We start from the raw sequence: 19,856 nt of genomic DNA, 5'->3' as shown, positions 1-19,856 counted from the left end.
TAAAGATGAATATATATGTACTTTTAGGAATTTGGTTGGTACTTTGGATCGGTGGATGGTGGATAGCAAAAAATAAAATTAAGGCTAAACAGCCGATAGGTATGGGTTGGTTAATCAGTTTGCCTTTTCTGATAGTTTGGATGTTAGTTGCAGGATATTTTCAAACAGAACAAACGTTACCAGTAGAGCCAGTTAGCGCAGCAGTCGTAGAGCCTGTGGCGAAAGAACCTGCGCCCGCTACAATCCCCACCATCCATACAGACCCAAAAATGGCACTCAATTATGCAAATAATCGTTTAGTTAGTTTGAAGAGTGATTACGCCAAAAATGCAGCGCTTTATCAAAATAAAGACGCTCAAGGCTTACTTAGTATTCGCGGTGAGTTAATAGACGCTATGAATGCCAATGAATATGAATACCCTTCTGAGATGCGCTATTTTATGGGTTGTGACCAAGCTTACCAGTCTTTAGTTTCTCTAAATCATTACTACCGAGGCGAATCTATACATCAAGACGGTCATGATTTAGAGACGATAGCAGACCATGAAAAAGACTATGAATACTGGTTAGGCTTGTGTGAAGATAACATCCAATCCAGCTCAGAGCTTTAACGATAAGGTCCAAACTTACCGCGCTTGGTTTGCTTACCAATCTCATCCATCATATTCATGGCGGTGCTGTGCCCACCAATAGTGATCGTTGGGTTAAAGGTCGGTACAGGTTTAGCGGCGATGTTAGATAAATGAGCAGTCATAATTCCTAGCTGCGTAGACATTTGCGATTGTATTTGCTTAGTTTGTGCTTGCTCATTGACCATTTGCTCTTGCTTTTGTTTTGTCTGCTGCTGCTCAGCGATCATCTGATCGTATTTAGCATTGGCATCAATAGCCGCCTGTGCCTCGTTATTACCAGCTGCTGCTAATACATGAGCGATAGCCGCTCCTATTTTATCAGCGACGACAGTGCCCTCAATGAATGTCTCATTGATACCCGTGCCAGCCGCATAACCCACAGCCCCAGCGGCAGCAACAGCTCCGCCGACTTTTGCAAATTTAGCCGCTCCAGCAAGGCCACCAGCCACGCCACCACCGCCTGCCATTCCCAATGCACCGCCTACCGTGCCAGCAGCCCCAATCGCCGCTAGTGCAAGACCTGCACCATAGGCGGCTGTCGCTAGTCCTTCATGCTTTTCCATAAAGCCGCCAAGCGATTGGTTAAAACCGCTTAGCTGCTCATTGACCTGTTTATATAAACCATAGTTGATATTAAGCTGCTCTTGCTGGCGTTCCATTGCCGTTGCCCACTCATCACCTTTAAACAGTTCATGAAGTCCATCAACTGTACCACCTGCGTTATCTAAGCCAGACTTAATACGTTCATTCTCTGAGCCGTTAGTACTGATCGCAAGCGCTGCCATTAGTGCCTGTCTATCAGCGATGACCTCACCTAAATTTGAGCCTTCCAGCATTGTGCTCATCTGTTCATAGAGCGCTTTAGCTTCTTGCCCTTTTGCATTACCCGCTTGCTTCTTAAGCGCTTGATATTGCGAGTCGCCAGCCAGTTGGCGTTCAAGTAAGCTGACAAACGCATCAATCTGGTCCACACCTTGTAATTTTTGCTGGCGTGCGTACGCCGACCAGTCGAGTCCTCCGCCTTGTGATTTTGGTAGTTGTGGGTCACCAGCCTGTGGTTCAATTTGCTTATTTATTTGCTTACTAAATTCACGCGAGCTTATTTTCTGCAATAGATTAACGACATTGTTACCTGCCTCATCTTGATTACCAGCCGTATTGATAGCAACCTGATTAAGCGCTACAATCTTTTTTAGACCATCAACTCCCCCATAACCCGCAGCCTTAGCAAGCGGTAATTGGCGGCTGAGGTACTGCGCCATAGTGTCATACTCAAACCCACCCAATTGTCCACCAGCCACAGCGATATCTTGTCCAAGCGATATCTGATTAGGGTCTAATCCAAAGTTTTTGAGCTGTAAAGTCACAGCGGCAGCGTCTGCCGCGGTCGCACCCGATACAAACGACGCACGTTGTGTGACACCCAGCACTTGTTTGACTGATGCCAAATCATACGCACCGCTTGCGATAAGCGTATCTGCCGCCTCAAGTGCGCCTTCACGTGTACCACCGCCACCGCGCACGGCTGACATAACGGTTTTGTCCAGCTCAACCTTGACTAGCTTGCGATCTGCCACCGTCATACCTTTGCCATAGGTAGCAGTACCTGAGGTACGTGCAAGCTGCTCATCATACGTGCGTGCAGGCTTAATTTGACTATTAACGATAGCGCCCGCCGCGACAGCACCGCCGACCACCGCGCCTGCTGTCTGCATCTTACCCATCAATGTCGATGACGTGCGCAGCTCACCATTAAGCCTGCGTACTTCCTCGCGCATCCGTTGGTGTGCTCGGCGAATGTCATTAGCTGATGCTGTGCCCGACGTGCGCAAGCGCCGATAAGCGCGCTCTTGATTGCGTATCTCATCGCGTATTTGTTGCTGTGTACGCAATCCCATGCGCTGCATATCATTAATCGTGCGCGTGTCACGGCGCTGCTGCGCGGCAATACGCCCCAGCTCACCCGCCGCATTACCAGTCAGCAATAATCGTAAACTAACGGTTTGAGTAGACATAAAAACGCCCTATGTAGTGGTTTTTGATTTACGACGAGCAGCAACCAATTTACGTGGTGCGGCATTGGATGCAGGAGGCGGTGGTGGTGTGGACACAGGATTCGCTAGATTGTTTGCTGGTTGTTTAGACTTAGTGACATTAGGCGATAATCCGAGCATATCTAACGCCATATCGACGGGCATACCCCACGCTTGATCGTAGGGCACGCCCATTTTGACCAGTAGCCCGACTAGGCGGACTTGGTTGCTTGCTCGCGCTCTTTTTTTTCCAGTGCTATGCGCGCAATTTCCAATCGCTGTCCGTCTTGACGGCTGGCGCTATCCAGCTCATCATATGTGAGCGCACGACCCAGCGCAGGTACGTGTGTCATTGTGGCGAGATCGACCAGCACTTGTAAGTCTGTCTCACGAGCATTCATAGACGCCGCATAGCTTTGTCCGACGGTAATAGGTGTTAGCTCAATATCGTGATAACGCTTGCCATCGACTAGGATGCCGACAGGCAGTTTGACAAACTCACACAAAGTGGTCGCGGACTGAGTTTCTTTTTCTGCTGACATGATTTATCCTTGATTTTATTAACGTTTAGACCAGCGCTTACGCCGCGCCCTCAGTGATTTTATCCATCGCGAACATCTCAATTGAGCGCATTGCTTCACCGTCAAGCTTATAACTCTCTGATACGTCCGTTGCCTCACAGCCTGTGTAAGTCGTGCGGTGACCACCGTCCAGCGACTCAATCGTAATGCGTCCGTCTTCAATATTTGCCCAATTGATATCACCTGATTCGGGGATGATGACTTCTACTGACAGCGTAATAGAGCTTGTCGTTTTGGTTTTTTTGCGGGTGCGGCCTTGACGGTTCATCGTTGCAACAGGCTTCTTACCCGTCACAAACTTAGGGCTGACACTCGCACAGTCAAACTCTCTACCGTCGACTGTGAGCACGATTGTGCCGACTACATCTGCTTCACTCATGGGTTATCCTTAAATTAATAAACGTCTAGCGTAGTGTTAATAACGTGCATACCGCGTACCTGAGGAGCGTTTAAAAAAAGCATTGCTTTTTTAGCTCCGCAAGGGAAATCCTTTAAATAGGATTTCCAAGCGCGTGAATTTAGTACACGTCCAATGTCGTGTTAATAACGTGCATACCGCGCACCCAATGCGACGGAATACGCGCATCTACCGCTGTTTTATCAGTAGTGCTTTGCATCACAGTCAGCTCATTTTTGGTAGCGGCCACGTGCTCGAGTATTTCAGCATCATCCATCTTTAGACAACGGTCAAGAAATAGGCTGCGTAAATCCCGACGAGACGCATCAGTATTTTTGCGGCGTGGATTTGCTGCTACTGCTGCATGTAGGTCACGGCGTACATAACGCAGTACGAGCGCGCCATTAATATCAAGTAGTAAGTCATCCGCTTGACCAGTCACTGGATTGGTGCGGTATGTACTGATTAATCGCACAATCTCAGGCTTGCTGTCATGACCGACGTTGACCATCGCCACACCGTCGTTTAAAGCTTGCTCGATGCGGGTTTTCGTTAAACGTAGACTGCCATCGACCACAGGCAGCGCGGGCAGTTTGCAGCCGTTAAACGGTAAAGCGGGGTCAGACTCTGCCGCGATGGTCGCGGCGATACTGGCTGCCAGCTCAGGCTCAAAGCCAATCGCACCGTGATAGCAAACCGCAATGATGCGGTAGCAGCTCGCAACCGCAGGATAAGCCGCAAAAGCGGTGGCCGCGTCTACATCATCAAACGGCACGATAAGAATGGCATCATTTTGCTCAGTTTTTGATGATACAAAATCTAAGTGTTCAACCCATGCATTTGCTGTCGCTTCGTCTATGATTGGGCTATCTAACGCAATGATTGAGTGCCCGTGTGGGGCTAGAGTTTGGTTTGGCATTAGGTTCCTCTCGGTTTATAAATACAGTTAAGTGGTAGTTATGTTTTCCCCGCGTGGGCAGGTGCCCCAAACGGGATATTTGAAGGGTGAGCTAGGTGGGTTATTACCAAGAAAAGCAACTGGTGTAGTAGTTATATTGGTTACGCACCATAGTGACAAATCGCTCTTGAGGTTGGCGCAGTCAAAAAGCATTGATGTCATGTCGGTTACTTTGCTGACGTTCCACCCTCCAATGTCTTGGTTAAATAAATGACAGCGTGCAAGCATTGATGACATATTGGTTACATTGCTAACATCCCATCCACTAATATCTTGATTAAAAAGCTCACAACCTTGCAACATGGATGACATATTGGTTACATTGCTAACATCCCATCCACTAATATCTTGGTTAAATAAATTGCTTTTATAAAACATAGAAGATAACGAGGTTACATAATCAGGCAAAGTGCTAGGTACAACCAAATTGGTATTATGTAAATTAAACCTATTATCAATAACATCGCTTGAAAAACTAACAACTTTCACGCTACCATCCACAGTGGTAGGATCTGCTGTGCGTCTTAATGTCACTGAATACGCGCCACCAGAAAACTCGTACGTCTTATTAAGCCCTGCACTTGCTAAGGTTATTTTGTGTGAGATGTTTAAAGGGTCTTCGTTATTTGTAATTAAACTTATTCCTGTAGATATAAAACCGCTAGAATCAACAACTTTAATACCCGACTCCTTGATCTCCCATTCACCGCTGGGTTTATATATAACAATATCTATCGGCAACTCATTACTGCCTGAATTTCTTGTAGTGGTAAATGCAAGCGGTACACCGACAGCCTCCTGAGGTGGGGTGATATTCTCAGGAGGCGCTACTACTTTCCCACAACCTCAACGCCCACCCCCTGCGATACGCTTAGCGCCGCGTCCATCATTCGCCCTGCATTAGAGCTATCGCCACATAGCGCGTCTGCTGATGCCGTATCGTAAATAGGTGTGGGATTTGAAGGCGCAGCAGTGTCGCCAGTAACAAAAACAATGCGATGATCTTGCGTTGGCAGACCCGTCCGCTGCGTCTGCGTATTGATGTCGGTATAGATACCAGGCGTTTTCATAGTTATTCCTTAAGCTCTTAAATTTAAAGGGGTTAAATCAATTTGGTCAGACGCTAGTACACGAGGGTCATCAGCTGCATTGCCGTTCTTATCAAAATAAATGTAGTCCATATTGATCGTTTCTATGTATGGCACATCGGCATCACGGTCTGGGTCTGAGACGGTGGTGCTCGTATGCCAGTCATACGCCAAGACACTAACCACTTGATTACTGGTCTTAGCATTAAACAGTGACGTAATTTCGCCCGCGTCCAACGGATCAATCTTAAGTCCCATACGATTGCCCAGCAGCGCATTTTCGACCAGCTCAATAAGTTGATAGCTGCCAATATTAAGCATTGTCCCATCAGCCTTAAATGCGCCCTGACGACTCGTTTCCTCACGTCGTCCAGAATTAGCAGCGACAAGCACCGTAAAGACATAATCACGCTCTCGCTTTTTTGCGCCCAGCTTTTTAGGTTTGGATGAGGATTTGAACGTTACCCAGATCGCAGGGAACGAGGCAACGACTTGCGCAAACTCATCAGGTGACTCAGCATCAAAATCGCCCGCGTAGCTCTTAATACCACGCACAAACCCACCGCCATGCGCCTTGTTATAGGCGTGTAGCGTGTCTTTGATCGCCTGTTCTATTTGAGACAGCATAATTTTCCTTAGTACAGACCATTACCAAACACACTTGGACGTCCGCTGGTCATCTGTGCAAGATTAATACTCGGTGCTGCGTTGACCTCGTTTGTGCTAGCGCCAATACCAATCTTGCCGTCATTGACGGCTTTTAGGTTTTTTACCGCCAAGTCATAACGCTTTTCATCGCGCTCGCTGACCCGTGCGTTACCTAGTGCCACGTGATAGCGCGCGACATCGCACGCCATCATTTGCACAAAGGGTGAGCCTAGCACCGTAGGTACGTTCATTTGCTTGGCAAGGTAGGCATCTACTTCTGAATTGGCAGAGACAATGGCCGCTTGTAGCTTTGACTCATTGATTTCGCCCGTGTAAGGCACTTCGGTGTCGGTGATTTCGACTAAGTCTTCTTTGCCAAAGCGCGTAATCATTGACTCTATTGTTGCGTAAGTAGACATCGTTACCTCTTAGTTAATAGCTATCCAGCGTTAAGCTCATGTTATAGGTCAGCGTTTATGCGTAGCCTTTTAACATCAACTGCCAAAAACCATAACCCGCGCCGTAGCGAGCCTCAGCCCCAAACTTATAGACAGCACGCGAAAATACATCAGGCGCGTTCAAATCAGTTTGAGAAACAAATACAGGCTTCTTACGCTCTTGAATAATCAGAGCCTTGACGGGCATAGAAGTGTCTTCTAAATACCAAGTACCAGCTTTTAAATCATCAATGACCAGCAATTCAGCCGTGTTTTTGTAGATATTTTGATCACCATTTTCTAATTTATCGGCAGTGAGCAAGGTGCGCGCAGTATCTTCAAGGTCAGGTCCGACAATCAGCAGGTTTGGTTTAACCTTTAAATTGCGGCCTTCATAATCTGTAAGCGAACGCATCTTAGTACGACCAATACCATAGCTGGCTTTTGCAGCAGCAGCAGACTCAGCAGACAGCGCTTTGTTATGTACGTTACTCATGGTCTTTTCTTGACCGTTTACAGTGACAGGATGAGCACTCGAAAAGAACGGCTTGCCGTCATAACATAGACTGGTTTGACCTTGATTGATTAACTCAGAGGTTAGCTCATCAGGCAGCTGCTTGGCAGACCAGCCTGCTTGCTGGCTCATATTGTTATACTGACCAATATTGTCGTCTTCGATATCATTACGTTTGACTTCGACTGTTACTTCAAAGTCATCATTGACGATGCTATAGCCTTGCTTGGACAATTTATTGATGACTTTGTCGCCGACCCATTTACGCATACGCGGCATATTTTGTAGCCACGCATAGGTCTCTTGTGAGTTAGAGCTTGGCACGACCATTGCCACTTTCTTGTGAAAGCTCTCAGTCTTATTAAACGTATCGTTATAGACTTTCTTAAGCCCAGCCGCGATAGCATTTAGCGTTTGTGCATTGACGTTCATAGTGTGTCCTTGATGTTAGTATTAATTTGATTCATTCGTATCGCGGTGTGGATTAAGCGCCGAGTATACCCACAGGTGCACCGCCAATCTCGACCCACACCTTACCGCTATAATCGACACCCATCAGCGTACCGACACCCAATGCCGCAGGATCACCATCAGTAAATTTGCCAACGGTATTTTTTGCGGTCAGCACCACAGTAGTACCGATATCAGCGGCAGTGACTGGATTTGTCGCATCGTTACTTAGTAAAAACTGACGATTACGCGTGATCACGATTGTATTATTGGACGCTGGTGCTTCAGGGCTAGCAGTCGTTTCAGATCGACCCATCAAGTATTTGGCCTCTGCATCAGTCGCAGGCACTGCCTCTCCCGTACTATTAACCGCTACCAGCTCACCCTCAGTGATAGTGGTGATAGCAGCAATCATTAAGGGCAATGAGATACCATCGCGGTATGGTGTATTTAGCATGATTTGTCCTTTTAATAAATTAAGTTAGCAATTTGGAATAACTACTTAAGCGTTAAGCTCCGCAATCATATCGGCGTGCGAGATACCCATACCGTTTGCAACTTCGATTTGCTCAGCGGATAGTGCCGTGATCTTGCCACCCGCGACAGGATCAGGTTTGCCAGTTGTTTGCTTTTGATTAAGTGCAGCGATGACAGGCGCGTTATCTAAAAACGCTTTAAAGCCAGCAGGATCAGATGCGGCATATGACTGTGCCCATTTTTCTTGTGCAGGCAATAAACGCCCATCAGACAGCGCAGCGGTCAATAGCTCAGCAGTAGGGTCAACTTGATTACCTTGCAGCTCGGTAATTTGTGCATTGAGCGCTGCGACGGTTTCAGTCATCGTCTTAACTGGCACATACTTAGCTGGGTCAGGCTCAGCAACGTTAGTAAACACACTAGACAATGCCGCGAGTGGCTTGTCCGCATCGATGGTGACTTTGGCATCAGTCGCTTTATTTTTAAAGTCGTCGACTTGCGCGGATAGGGCGGTCACGGCTTCATCTTCAGTCGTTGACTCTTTGAGTCCAAGCGCAGCAATAACATAAGCAAGTAAAGGGTTCATAGGTTTGTCCTGATCTTGTTTTGGGGTAAATTTGGCAGACAGTGCAGTCAGCTCATCGAGTGTTAACAGTGCGGGTTGATTAGTGATAGCGACGTTCATTACGTTTGTGACATTACCGTCCGTATCGTAAGCAATGACTGGTGATTTATAGCGGTACTCACGACCAGCGATCGCTTTTGTCGCTTTGGTTGTCCAGCTTGGTGCGCGGTTGCATAGCCCCACGCCGTCGATATACTCAAACTGTCCCGCTGCCAACCACCCCGCAGCGGGCGCAGGCTGTCCGTTTGATTGGGCGTGTAGCGTCTGATGCTCATAGTCGATGACCATATCAGTCGGGCGCGCGTTTAGCATCTGTGCCAAAACGCGACCAGACGTGCTGTTCAATTTCCAGCTATCACACTCGTGTGGTCGCCCGCTGCCATCGCCGCTTCTCGTTTCCCCATCAGGGAATACTAAAAAATATCCTTCAGGCGTACCAGTAGCGCTGGCAATAGTCAGTGATAGTGCGGCGATGTATGGCGGGGCTGTTTTTGACATAGTGTTCCATTCTTTGTTTGTCTTAATTAATCTCAGTCGTTTTTAGATGATGACGGCACTACATAACGCCTCCTGAGGCGCGTTTAAAAAAAGTACTACTTTTTTAGCGCCGTTGTCTTAAAGTCTTATCATCGCAAATTAATATCTGATTTCTCAGGGGATACAGTTCCGAGTTTTTGAGTGGACACAAAAAAACGCCCTCTTAGGAGCGTTTAATTTATAAGTAGAGTAATCACCGCGTTTTATCTTTTGCGCCTGACAGTCGTAAATCTAACGACCCTCTAACGCTATTCAATTGCTATATGTTTGATGCACTATCTGAAACTACGACGTAAATGTGCCATCAGCACCTGATTGACGCCCGTTTCTGCTTCAGGCTGCAAATAGCCATTGATATCAATCGGTATGTAAGGACGTGCTGGTATCTTAACTTTGCGGCCACGGCCTGCCATGCCACCCCATTGTTGTATAGCAGCATACGCGCCTGATTGGTTACCACCGCCCGCACTGATCGTCGCGCTCGTTGCATCGCTAAAAGTCTGTATGCTGTTGTATAGCGAATCAGAGCGCCTAAGTAGCCCCGCTGTACTAACACCCAAGCGCTCATAGTTTTTAATTGTTACCTCAGATAGGGCAGGCCACTTTGGTCGCCCTTGCATCCGAAAGTTTTGCTGCGTCTGACTGAGCATTTGCGCGCGTATAGTCCGCATCAGCGGTGCAGTATTGCTGGTTTGCCGAGCTGCTTGGTTGAGTACCCGTTGTAGCTCATCTGTAATTAATATCGTTGATATTGTCATATATCGCTCTAAGTTGTTGATATTGACAGCGATTGACGTTACGCTAGCAATAGCATTGGTACTCATAATGGTACGAGGACGGTTGCATTAGTGATTATCAGCATAATCACCAAGCCGTGTGTAGTGGGTTCAATTCCCACCCAATGCCCCTAATCATTTAGTACAGTGTCTAATAGCTTTGTATAGTTATTGCCATTATTGAGGTTATTGGCTGTATCTACAGTGATTGTGCGTATGACATTGCCCACAAAGTTTTGCTTAGCATCAATCACGTCGCGCCCTTTAATGCGCTCATTCAAATGTACAATCAACTTGTACTTGTCCAGCGCGACATCAAAGACCAGTACAGGCGATTGCTTGTTATTGTCCCAATAGAGGCTATGCGGCGCGTTTAAGTGCTGCACAATATTAGCAACCCAGCTGGGATCATGCCGTTTATGTGCCCGATCCAAATGCTGTAACGTAATACGATCATGCAGAGTAATAACCGCGTTTTCTAGCGCCAATCCTTTATCAAATGCCAGTTTTTGTACAAACTCAGGACGTACTACGCCAACGTGCCGAAACTCACCCTTTGGTCGTGTTGGATCAACACTATCGACCCATGTTTTTACATCGTCATTAAATCGGCTAAGCACTGACGCGCGTCCAAGTACAGCTTGCATACTGTTAGCGCCCAGCAAAGCAGGTACTTGACCTGCTTTATCGAGCATTGGCTGCATCGGTAGCGCATCACCTGTATGTACCCAGCCCGCGTCTGTGCGGTATACAGGCATATTAGGCAAGCGCATGACATTGACAGGGGCAGTGTAAGCCCCATAAGTACCCTGTACGATGACAGATTCAGTGGTCACATACTGGCTGATATCGTCGTATATCGTATAGCCGTCAAGCGCACCGTACTGCGCGGCTTGCTCAGCAGTCAGTAATATCTCATCACAGCGGCAGCCGTAAGCACAGCGCGGACGAATAGACTGATAGTAAGGGTCATCGCGGCGAAATATTTGCCCATTGAGTGATTGATGACTTGGACGCACGCGGTTATCGCCGCGTGATACCCACATCGCATAGGGGTATATATCGTAGTCACCATCGTGGCGGCGTGCTTTGTGATACGCTTGATTGATATTGGTTTCATAAATACGCTTTAGACGGTAGTCACTACCCAGCTGTACAGGTTTGACACTACCATCAGGTAGCGTCATATCTTTTTTACCCCACCAGCCTTTTTCCTTAAGCATCGGCTCGATAGATGCTTGCCATTGCTTAAATGACATATCACCTTCCATGGCTTCGACCAGTGACTGCTGCACTTGCTTTAGCATATCCATGTCAGTCATCTTAGCAACGACAAAGGCGTGATCGTGCGCACGCCCCTGTACTTCTAGATAATCAATACTGGCACGAGGCTTTTTGTCTTGTAGATACTGGATAGCATCATCAGGACGGCGATTAAACAGGCTTTGCAGATTAATATTATTAGAGGCAGCGTTAGAATCAGGCATTTATACATCCCCAGCGGGCAATTCTAACGGTTGCAGCTCTGATTGACGGTGCAACTTACCCCAGAGACCAGCGGCACATAGGTATTGTTCAAGATTGGCTGCCAACTCATCGACCGCCTGATTTGGCTCAGCATTGGACAGTAGCGCCAGCGCTTCGTCATAACTTGTTGCAGCCGATAGTTTATCGACCATCGCTTGTCCCAGCTTGGCACTCATATCAGCAATATTATTGTCCCAGTCGTCACCCGTAGTGGCCTTATCGATCCCGCGCTCTGCTGTATCAATATTTGCGTGCTCACGTTTGACAGGGTCAGCTTGCGCAGCTAGTACAGCTCGATGCGCAGCTAGTGCAGCAGTAAGGGCGGTAGGGGTGGCATTACTACCCACGCTTAAGATCGCCTCATCATCACCAGCCATCGGGATACTTAGCTTAGTGTGCAGCCATTCAGCACCAATCCGCATACCGTTAATACCAGCCAGTTTAGGGATTGCTTCACTGAATGTTGTGATATCTTCAGGCTCAGATAGATCAAACGCAAACTTAGGGTAGCGGCGTGGATGGACGCTCGGATAATTTAACCGCATCATTGATGCTACGATATCGCGGCTGATAGACGCTGCGAGCTGCTTAGCATCACTATCTCGTATTTCAATTCGCGCCACTTCGTGAATATTGCCAAGTGCATTGGTGCTAGATTTACCATCGCTTTGAGTGGTCAGCGTACCGCCCAGGATCGCTTTAGACTGTGACAGCTCACACCACTTAATCATTGACTCAAACGGATCACTATTGCCTTTCGCGGCTTCTTTAAAGTCGATCTTCATACCTTCTGGCACGATACCTGCCGCGCGGTGTCCGATCTCCATTACTGCGCGTAACAAGGTAAACTTCTCAGATTCGGTAGCGCCAGCAGGATACGTTCCCAGACGCATTGGCAGTCCGTAAATCTCCAAAAACTCAGCCAAATCACGCACTGAGTAATTTTTAAATACATATGGCCACGCAAGTATTCGATGCAGTCCACCACGTACCAGATAACCGCTCTTAGCTTTGTGCGTGTGCATCAAAAACGCATGATCCCACAGCGCCTCTGGCGCATCGATGCCGTTACCTAGCATCAGCGTTTTATTGTCTGGTGCAATGACAAACTTTTGCGGTATGACAAACTCAAGCGACTCGACATACCATGTGCTGCCATCGCGTATCCAGTTGATTTCTTGTCCGCTAAAGCCTTTGCCAATGGCATCCAGCGCGTCTTTAATGACAATATCAAAATCATTGATCGCGTGCATGAGCGTTTGGATAGTCGCTGCTTGTTCTTTTTCTGCTGCCGTTGCACCTTCAGGCGGTTTGATGTACCAATCAAGCGACAGGAGGCTACGCTTACGCTTATCCAACTCAGCAAAGATATGAGCGTCACGCTCTTCCATATCTTCAAACAGAGCCAACATATCATTCATATTGCCTGACTCTGCACCAGTCAATAGTTGATGCAACTTAGCAGGCGTTAGTCCTACCGCTGGGTGCGTCAACTCTGGACGCTCCCATACATGGGCGCGGTCGTCAGCTGCTTGCACTTGTGAGCCGAGCAAGCGCCTAATCTGCTTTTGGGCGATGGGTGCAGCTTGTTTTAGCGCTGAATAAAACGACATTAAAAGTCCTTAAAATAAAGTGTTCATTTAAAAGCAGCCACTGCCCAAAAAGCCACTAAGCGATACAAGCTTTTCGAACATATCACGCATACCTCGCGGCACCTCTGATCTATCGACAGGCACAGGCGTCCAATCCAGCTCAGGCGTAGGAAATTTACTGGCATAGTCACAGAGCAAATGAGCAATACCACTATCACCGTGGCGCTTACTGCCTGTACTACTGGTAGTACGCTCCGCTGGTATCCGTGCCACGCCTTTGATTTTTTTAAACAATAAATGATCGTCACGGATATCACGATCAGCGGGCATATCCTCAATCGTCCCATCCGTTAAGCACTTACCGAAATGCGGCGTATGCTCGGCATACCAACCTTCAGACATATTGACAGCATCAATACGATGCGCCCCAAATTTGATTTGTAGCTGTTCAGCTAAGAAGCCACCGTTACCCGTCGCATCATTAGCGCCCTTGCTAAATCGCGGCGTGCGCTCAATCACATGGATGCAGATGCGTTTTTGTTGATTGTATGGCGTCTTTTCCATCTCAAGTACGTACGGACAGTAGCGGCTCATATTCAAGCGCTCCGCCTGCCACCACATCGAGCTGGCATCGCGTTTACGCGCAAAATCAAGTCCATAGTAATGCGGGTGTGTCTTATCAAGCGTTAGTAATACAGGGTCGGCAACTTCTTCTAACCACTTATCTACATGGTTGTTGCGGGCGTCCTCAGTCCACAGCTCAAAGCCTTTAGGCGCGATAAAGCGGATGACCTTACTGTCTTCATTTTGCAGCTTTTCTAGCTGCCCCATTGTCAGCCAGCGTCCTGAGCCTTGCGCGGGTATCACGTCTAGTTCTTCTTCGGCATCATCACCATAGAATTTATAGACCTCAGCCATCCACGCCGCTTCCTCAGCCGCGTCATAGTCACGACCCAAGCGCAGACAGACACGCTTATATAAGCCTTGCTCGACAGCTTCCTTAAACGTGGTTTTGTGTACTGTGCCACTACGTTTCAGTGCCCGTACTTCTTGGATTAGATCATTAAAAGCATTCTCATCACCGTTATGTGTTGAGATAATGCGAACCTTACCGCCCCAGATGAGTAGTGCCAGTGCCGCTTTGATGAGTCCTGCCAAGTCTTCATGGAATGCTGCCTCATCGATGACAACCACGCCTTGCTTACCACGTAAGTTAGATGGGCGAGAGGATAGGGCAGTGATGCGGTTTTTGGCTTTTGGGAATCGGATCGTATAAGTTTTGATTTCTTTATCGCCATCTTCATCGACAAAGATACCTTCCTCAATTTCGCTTGCAGCATAGTTAAACGAGCGCGCCCACATCGCACAGGCTTCGACAAACTCCATCGTCATGTCTTGGTTATAGCCGACATAGTAGACATTTTGCCCACCAGACTTTTTATCAGATGCCGCAACCAAAGCACAGTCCGCAGCCTCTGCCCACGTAAGGCCAATACGCCGTGATTTTTCAGCGATCTTAAGTTGTGACTCGTCTGCTATCCATTTTTGCTGATACGGTAGCAGTACTGCTGGTGCTTCGATGTCAAAATTAGCACCCAGTAGCGGCGGCGCTTTAGGTTTTTTAGTCAGCGTATCAGTCATCAGTCTGCAATCCCTAGTATCGCTTTACGTATTTCTTGTACCGCCTTGCCACTCAGACCACCTTTACTTGCTAGCTGCTCAACCTTGTCAGCAGCAGCATTGGCTTTGTCACGTACTTCAATCTGATGCTTTTTTTGATTGACCGTTGCTTTGGACAGCTCAGCGACACCTTTACTAATTTTAGACAACATACCCATGCGCACCATCGGGTCAGTATCGGTATCATCTAAACTTTGCAGTTGTACCAATGCGTTAAAAAACTCTGACTGCATCATGGTAATAACGGTAGACGATAGCGCTCCCGCATCATCAGGATTGCGCTCAGCCATATAGATGGCGGCTTGCGTAGACAGTGACACGGCTTGCATCTTTTGCTCATGCTTTTTGCCAAAGCGGTGCACAGACGATTTGCTGATCTGATAGCCAAGCTCTGTCAGCCAGTCTGTTAGCTGCTGATAGTCTTGAAATCCTGAATCCTCAAGGCGTACTTTTAATAGTTCCAAATGCTCAGGACTTAGCTGATCTACTGCGCTTTCACGTGCCATAGCTTAGCTCCAGTATTTAGTAGGGCGAGCGATACCAGCGCGGCATTCCACGGTATAGTCAACGATATCGATACCAAGTGCTGTACAGCGCCCGTGCCAATGCCCATCAGGTTTTTTAGTAATTTCTACCATCTTGCGCTTTTCTAAATAGCTAAGCTGCTGGTGTAGCTCGCTTGGTGTTACCTCACCATAGATATCATCCATGATGGTCTTTAGCATCGCATCAGCACAGCCGAGCGGTTCAGCACGGTTCATAGCAACCAACAGATACCAGCGCATACCTTCGCGGCGGCTCTTTTCAATATCAATAGGCATTGTTATTCCTTATTTTTGCTGATTGTTCAGCGCGTATAGTCGATCAAGCTTGGCATCGATAACCGTAAAGGTACGGTTAAAATCCATGCGGGTCAGATACTTTTCAGGCAGCTCTGCTTTTAACATCAAAAAGTCTCTTTCAATCTGCCGCACTTCATTGGTTTGTTGCTGCACCTGTTTTGCCACATTACTGATTGATAATTCTAACGAGTCATCACGCTCACGTAAGGCCGCATCAAAACGGGCAAAAAACGCCTTTCCCGCGCCCCAAATCGACCCTGCCACCGTTAGCAGTAGCCCAATCGCTTGATAAGCTTCTAGCTCTAATATCATCGTGAGTCCTTATCATGGTAGTCTTGACACTCAGCACAACGTATGGCGTGAGGGGCCGCAGCTTTACGCACCGCCCCAATATCATCACTGCAGTCAATACAGACCATAATATTGTTGGCAGCGCGGCGCTTAATGTGCGATAGGGCCGCGCCCAGATGCACCGCCGCCGCTTTGTTGGCATGGTCTATGATATCGCCCACTTACACACCGCCTGACTTAATAGGCTGCCCAGTGACTAGCCTTAGCACCGCATTGATAAAAGCGACAAACGTAGCAATCACGCCGTACATCTCAGCACTCATATACTGCTCAAGCGCAGGCGTTGCCGAGGTTGCTAGCCCCACCGCGATGACAATGGCGTTAAACCAAATGACCTTTGATTCGTACCAGTGCTTTTCTGGCGGGGTCGAGCCGTAATCCGAATCTGACAAAAACTTAGTCATATCAAAAGACTTGTAGCCATTATCATGCTTAGGCAGATCATCGATAGTTAATACATGGCTCTCATCTGCGCCGCTTGCCTCATCTGTCCCAAAGTGGCGCGGCGGATACTGCTCGTAGTTATCAATCATGATTTATCTCTATTTAGTTTGGCCAAACGCACTAGTAGTCTGATAAACCATCTAACTACCAACAGCGCGTTTTTGAATTTTTTATATAGACTCATAGTATTACGCCAAAAACAGCGCGCGCTCTTTATGACGTCGCGTGACCAAGCCGTCGATGACTTCCAAGCGACCATTGATACGCCCTTTGTTATACAAGAGGAAGCTATCAGCAGCAGCGCTATAGCGACCCGCCTTAATGTTGCGATAAATGCTTGACGCTTTTAGCCCCATCACCCCGATGTTATAGACGAGCGAGATCAACGCATCAAACATATTTTGTGTGATTTCCCCGCGCTCAATCTCATCAGCAAACATCATATTCACCGCCGGGCTAAAGTCTTGGTTAAGTACCGCCTGCTTGATACGTGCAGCCTCTTTACGAGTCACAGGCTTATCACTCATGCGCACAGGCGTACCATCGGGGTAATAAGTCGTGCCCCAACCGATAGTTGGTTTACCGACAGAGTCGCGGTACGGCTTAGACCGAAAACCCTCAAACTCATTGAGCAGCGCCATACCTGCCTCAGATAGCTGCATCTCTTTGCTATCTGACCAGCCATTAACTTTGATTAGCACCGCTTTTAACTCATCAGGTTCGATCAGTGCGAGCAACTCATTAGCACCATTAACTTCGGTTTGACTCAAGCGCCCATCATCTTGTTGCGAGCGCATCCAATCAAAGAACGCTTTTTCGGTTAGTCTAGTCTCAGTCATAGTCAGCTCATCAGATTAATAATAGATAAAGTTATGCAATATCCCTATCATCTCAAAGCCAGTGCCCAAAACACGGGGGTAATAGTTCCGAGTTTTTTAATTATTTGCAGACACAAAAAAGCCGTTAGATACGCCAATATCTAACGGCTTTTTCTAAGCGTCTCGTGCTCTACTCGGTCATCTCACGTGATGGAGATCAGCTTGGAAGCTTGTCACGCAACGACTGCCAGTGTTTTTTATATGCAGCGCACCGCTGGTCTGACGCTGTCCGTCTTCTCTGCATAGCAGCCCTAACGGCAGGGTAGTAACTTATATTAGCAATCAAACAGCTTGTACTGCCTACGGGCATACGCTTCTTTAGCTTGCGCATCATTATGCTGTTGCACAATCTTACGTACATGACGACTTGTAATAGAATACCTTGCCGCCAACTGATTACTAGTTGCTCCTGCTTTATACTTCTCTACAATGCTTGCATTGCGCTGCTTAATTTTTTTCGTTAGCTGCATCGGTAGCGTTAAAGTAGTGTTACCCCAGTAATGGCATAAGCGGCGAGCAACATCATCACCTAGCAGCAGCACTAACCTATGATTATTTGTTAGTTTTTTTATGGGAGGAATATGCAACTCTTGACCACGGTACGCTGTCACCAGTTGATCAGCAGTCTCTTGGCCGAGCAGCATTGCTAGTTCCTGATAAGTTTTAGTATGATGACGATCAGGCATCAGCTTGCACCTCCGTAAGCTTAGCCATTTTTTGATTGTGCTTGGTCAAAGCCGTGATGATACCGCGCAGCTGACGGGGTGTACAAAACGTCAGCGCATCGACTTTGTACATATGTTTTGCCATTGACTCAGCATATTCCCACGGTTTAGCGCCATCTGTCAGTAACGCTTCAATCTTATCTACCAATGCTTTTTTGGCAGCTGCTGCGTCTGGCTTTTTGGCCTGATGTTTTTTGGCGGGTGTCACGGTAAATCCGTGCTGCTCCATGTGATCAACGACCTTACGTAGCGCCGCTGCTGTGCAGTCTTTGCTTGAGTTCTTACCTGTCACTTGATACAGCATCTCGCGATATGTGCCGTCATCCAGCCCCAGCTTATTTTTGCCGATATGCACCAGTTGCATCATCTTCTTTTTTTGGGGGGAGTACGCCATCGTAGACCTCACATAAGCACATGATTTATTAGATATTTGTCATTATATCCAAAAGGGAGTGTTTAGAGTTATGAGGCAAAATTATTTTAAACATTAGTTCTAAACACAAAAAAACCGCTATCAGGTGCGTGATAGCGGGTGCTTATGTTTATGTAGTAGGCGTAAGTTAAGTCTTTACATTCAGTAGCTTATAACCTAAATTAAGTATGAAGTGTCTCGCATGGCTAACATTTAATTTTATTGACCAATAGGACTTACTATGAGTGATGAAAACAAAAATAACCCAAATCGTGAGATTAGATCTGACAAAGGTTCGTGGCCATTAAGCAATAAGGGACAGCAACCACCGCCTCCTTCTAGTGAAATGCCAAAACTTAAAAAACCTAAAAAATAGGGTACTTACATTACTAGTAGTAAACTTAGCTATTATTATAAACTCATTAAAACTAATAGGACAAAACTATGGGCAATTCAAGTAATAATAGTTCTGATTCAGACCGCAAAATAAAATCTGATCGAGGAGGTTCTATTGGCAGACCTTTAGGGGATGCGGCGATTGGACAAAGACCAGCCCCGCCAACCAGCGCGCTACCACCCCTTAAAAAACCAAAAAAATAATACTTTTAAGCTGTTTTAACATAGCGCATTTCTAAGAGTTTGATGTCCTCTCTAGGGAAGTAAGTAACCATACTACCAAGATCATCTGCTAGCTTGACATCATCCTCTTCTACCCAATCTTCATCTTTTTTTGCAATATGCGTTACATAAAAGGCAATTCCATCGTCATCCATAGTAAAGGGTGCAAATGGCTCACCTGAAAAATCAACTGTGTTGTTACAGGCATAACAAGTGCCATCTTTATGGTATAGCTTGATTTGTAGAGCCCCTACTTTTTTATGTGAAGATAGCGTTTTCCATACGTCTCCTAAACTTAGAGTGTTACTCAAATTTCTTTTATATAAAAAATCTCTCCACTTTTCTTCACCCCATGTCAGCCATAAGTATGCAATCAACAGCCCTGAAGGTATGACAAAATAAGCGTATGGTGAATCCCATAGCTGAATTGTTAGAGCAGTTGGCAGACCCAGTACTAGTATAAGCATCCACACATCGACTAGCTTTTCAGTTTTCCTATGGTCGCGCCTAAGTAAGGCATAGCCTATATAACCAGCAACAAGCGTGGCTTGTACTTGTAGTGGTAACTGTAGTAACTCTTGCATAAGCATCCCCTAATAGTTGACTAGTATTATTGCACATACTGAGAACACAG

The 19,856-nt window shown here is 46.9% G+C and carries 28 protein-coding genes and 1 tRNA gene; 4 read left to right on the top strand and 25 right to left on the bottom strand.

The genetic code is table 11. From position 1 onward, the window contains the following. Nucleotides 1-5 precede the first annotated feature (5 nt). Nucleotides 6-611 (top strand): hypothetical protein, encoded by a 606-nt coding sequence (locus AOT82_RS05130; RefSeq protein WP_071002089.1) that lies wholly within the window; start codon nucleotides 6-8, stop codon nucleotides 609-611. Here AOT82_RS05130 and AOT82_RS05125 read toward each other — a convergent pair. The 13 genes from AOT82_RS05125 to AOT82_RS05065 form a co-directional block, all read right to left on the bottom strand. Continuing rightward, nucleotides 608-2,647, bottom strand: coding sequence for a phage tail tape measure protein (locus AOT82_RS05125; RefSeq protein WP_071002088.1), 2,040 nt, complete (start codon nucleotides 2,645-2,647; stop codon nucleotides 608-610). The genes AOT82_RS05130 and AOT82_RS05125 overlap by 4 nt on opposite strands. A 9-nt stretch (nucleotides 2,648-2,656) precedes the next feature. After that, nucleotides 2,657-2,860, bottom strand: a complete 204-nt coding sequence (locus AOT82_RS05120; protein WP_071002087.1) for a hypothetical protein — start codon at nucleotides 2,858-2,860, stop codon at nucleotides 2,657-2,659. Between the two features lie 17 nt (nucleotides 2,861-2,877). Continuing rightward, nucleotides 2,878-3,207, bottom strand: coding sequence for a hypothetical protein (locus AOT82_RS05115; RefSeq protein WP_071002086.1), 330 nt, complete (start codon nucleotides 3,205-3,207; stop codon nucleotides 2,878-2,880). Nucleotides 3,208-3,244: 37 nt separating this feature from the next. Continuing rightward, complete coding sequence (locus AOT82_RS05110; protein WP_071002085.1) at nucleotides 3,245-3,625, bottom strand: hypothetical protein; 381 nt, start codon at nucleotides 3,623-3,625, stop codon at nucleotides 3,245-3,247. A gap of 139 nt (nucleotides 3,626-3,764) precedes the next feature. Then, nucleotides 3,765-4,562, bottom strand: a complete 798-nt coding sequence (locus AOT82_RS05105) for a phage tail protein (RefSeq protein WP_071002084.1) — start codon at nucleotides 4,560-4,562, stop codon at nucleotides 3,765-3,767. 27 nt (nucleotides 4,563-4,589) lie between these two features. Then, nucleotides 4,590-5,342, bottom strand: coding sequence for a BspA family leucine-rich repeat surface protein (locus AOT82_RS05100; RefSeq protein WP_156770974.1), 753 nt, complete (start codon nucleotides 5,340-5,342; stop codon nucleotides 4,590-4,592). Nucleotides 5,343-5,431: 89 nt separating this feature from the next. Next, on the bottom strand, nucleotides 5,432-5,671 hold the full coding sequence (locus AOT82_RS05095; protein ID WP_071002082.1) for a hypothetical protein: 240 nt from the start codon (nucleotides 5,669-5,671) through the stop codon (nucleotides 5,432-5,434). A gap of 9 nt (nucleotides 5,672-5,680) precedes the next feature. Continuing rightward, a complete protein-coding gene (locus AOT82_RS05090) occupies nucleotides 5,681-6,316 on the bottom strand; it encodes a phage protein Gp37 (protein WP_071002081.1) in 636 nt (211 codons plus the stop codon). An 8-nt stretch (nucleotides 6,317-6,324) separates the two neighbouring features. After that, on the bottom strand, nucleotides 6,325-6,756 hold the full coding sequence (locus AOT82_RS05085) for a gp436 family protein (protein ID WP_071002080.1): 432 nt from the start codon (nucleotides 6,754-6,756) through the stop codon (nucleotides 6,325-6,327). A gap of 55 nt (nucleotides 6,757-6,811) precedes the next feature. Continuing rightward, the gene (locus tag AOT82_RS05080; RefSeq protein ID WP_071002079.1) at nucleotides 6,812-7,720 is read right to left on the bottom strand and encodes a Mu-like prophage major head subunit gpT family protein; all 909 of its coding nucleotides are present in this window, start codon (nucleotides 7,718-7,720) and stop codon (nucleotides 6,812-6,814) included. 52 nt (nucleotides 7,721-7,772) lie between these two features. Then, entirely contained in the window at nucleotides 7,773-8,195 is a 423-nt protein-coding gene (locus AOT82_RS05075) for a hypothetical protein (protein ID WP_071002078.1), read from the bottom strand. Nucleotides 8,196-8,240: 45 nt separating this feature from the next. After that, nucleotides 8,241-9,338 (bottom strand): phage protease, encoded by a 1,098-nt coding sequence (locus tag AOT82_RS05070; RefSeq protein ID WP_071002077.1) that lies wholly within the window; start codon nucleotides 9,336-9,338, stop codon nucleotides 8,241-8,243. 314 nt (nucleotides 9,339-9,652) lie between these two features. Then, nucleotides 9,653-10,135, bottom strand: a complete 483-nt coding sequence (locus AOT82_RS05065) for a phage virion morphogenesis protein (protein ID WP_227517186.1) — start codon at nucleotides 10,133-10,135, stop codon at nucleotides 9,653-9,655. A 52-nt stretch (nucleotides 10,136-10,187) separates the two neighbouring features. Here AOT82_RS05065 and AOT82_RS13825 point away from each other — a divergent pair. Then, nucleotides 10,188-10,283, top strand: a tRNA-OTHER gene (locus AOT82_RS13825). Between the two features lies 1 nt (nucleotide 10,284). On the opposite strand, the gene AOT82_RS05060 is transcribed toward AOT82_RS13825, so the two are convergent. From AOT82_RS05060 to AOT82_RS05010, 11 genes are all read right to left on the bottom strand, one after another. After that, nucleotides 10,285-11,640, bottom strand: coding sequence for a phage head morphogenesis protein (locus AOT82_RS05060; RefSeq protein ID WP_071002076.1), 1,356 nt, complete (start codon nucleotides 11,638-11,640; stop codon nucleotides 10,285-10,287). Further along, entirely contained in the window at nucleotides 11,641-13,293 is a 1,653-nt protein-coding gene (locus AOT82_RS05055) for a DUF935 domain-containing protein (RefSeq protein WP_071002075.1), read from the bottom strand. Between the two features lie 27 nt (nucleotides 13,294-13,320). Beyond that, complete coding sequence (locus AOT82_RS05050; RefSeq protein WP_071002074.1) at nucleotides 13,321-14,913, bottom strand: hypothetical protein; 1,593 nt, start codon at nucleotides 14,911-14,913, stop codon at nucleotides 13,321-13,323. Further along, nucleotides 14,913-15,458, bottom strand: coding sequence for a DUF3486 family protein (locus tag AOT82_RS05045; protein WP_071002073.1), 546 nt, complete (start codon nucleotides 15,456-15,458; stop codon nucleotides 14,913-14,915). The genes AOT82_RS05050 and AOT82_RS05045 overlap by 1 nt, the downstream gene beginning before the upstream one ends. Nucleotides 15,459-15,461: 3 nt before the next feature. Continuing rightward, a complete protein-coding gene (locus AOT82_RS05040; RefSeq protein WP_071002072.1) occupies nucleotides 15,462-15,773 on the bottom strand; it encodes a hypothetical protein in 312 nt (103 codons plus the stop codon). Nucleotides 15,774-15,782: 9 nt separating this feature from the next. Next, nucleotides 15,783-16,106: a hypothetical protein gene (locus AOT82_RS05035; protein ID WP_071002071.1), complete on the bottom strand. Its 324-nt coding sequence runs from the start codon at nucleotides 16,104-16,106 to the stop codon at nucleotides 15,783-15,785. Then, the gene (locus AOT82_RS05030) at nucleotides 16,103-16,306 is read right to left on the bottom strand and encodes a TraR/DksA C4-type zinc finger protein (RefSeq protein ID WP_071002070.1); all 204 of its coding nucleotides are present in this window, start codon (nucleotides 16,304-16,306) and stop codon (nucleotides 16,103-16,105) included. Before AOT82_RS05030 ends, AOT82_RS05035 begins: the two co-directional genes overlap by 4 nt. Further along, nucleotides 16,307-16,678, bottom strand: a complete 372-nt coding sequence (locus AOT82_RS05025) for a hypothetical protein (protein ID WP_071002069.1) — start codon at nucleotides 16,676-16,678, stop codon at nucleotides 16,307-16,309. A 99-nt stretch (nucleotides 16,679-16,777) separates the two neighbouring features. After that, nucleotides 16,778-17,428: a lysozyme gene (locus AOT82_RS05020; RefSeq protein WP_071002068.1), complete on the bottom strand. Its 651-nt coding sequence runs from the start codon at nucleotides 17,426-17,428 to the stop codon at nucleotides 16,778-16,780. 314 nt (nucleotides 17,429-17,742) lie between these two features. Next, nucleotides 17,743-18,153, bottom strand: a complete 411-nt coding sequence (locus tag AOT82_RS05015) for a Mor transcription activator family protein (RefSeq protein ID WP_071002067.1) — start codon at nucleotides 18,151-18,153, stop codon at nucleotides 17,743-17,745. Beyond that, the gene (locus AOT82_RS05010) at nucleotides 18,146-18,586 is read right to left on the bottom strand and encodes a gp16 family protein (protein WP_071002066.1); all 441 of its coding nucleotides are present in this window, start codon (nucleotides 18,584-18,586) and stop codon (nucleotides 18,146-18,148) included. The genes AOT82_RS05015 and AOT82_RS05010 overlap by 8 nt, the downstream gene beginning before the upstream one ends. A 259-nt stretch (nucleotides 18,587-18,845) precedes the next feature. Between AOT82_RS05010 and AOT82_RS14250 the strand changes: the two genes are divergently transcribed. Then, a complete protein-coding gene (locus AOT82_RS14250; RefSeq protein WP_257785222.1) occupies nucleotides 18,846-18,980 on the top strand; it encodes a hypothetical protein in 135 nt (44 codons plus the stop codon). Nucleotides 18,981-19,048: 68 nt separating this feature from the next. Further along, a complete protein-coding gene (locus AOT82_RS13820) occupies nucleotides 19,049-19,204 on the top strand; it encodes a hypothetical protein (protein WP_156770973.1) in 156 nt (51 codons plus the stop codon). A 5-nt stretch (nucleotides 19,205-19,209) separates the two neighbouring features. On the opposite strand, the gene AOT82_RS05005 is transcribed toward AOT82_RS13820, so the two are convergent. Continuing rightward, nucleotides 19,210-19,806 (bottom strand): hypothetical protein, encoded by a 597-nt coding sequence (locus tag AOT82_RS05005; RefSeq protein ID WP_071002065.1) that lies wholly within the window; start codon nucleotides 19,804-19,806, stop codon nucleotides 19,210-19,212. Nucleotides 19,807-19,856: the final 50 nt, after the last annotated feature.

The organism is Psychrobacter sp. AntiMn-1, assembly GCF_001854065.1.
GTDB lineage: Bacteria > Pseudomonadota > Gammaproteobacteria > Pseudomonadales > Moraxellaceae > Psychrobacter > Psychrobacter pacificensis.
This window is presented reverse-complemented; position numbering and strand designations above follow the sequence as displayed.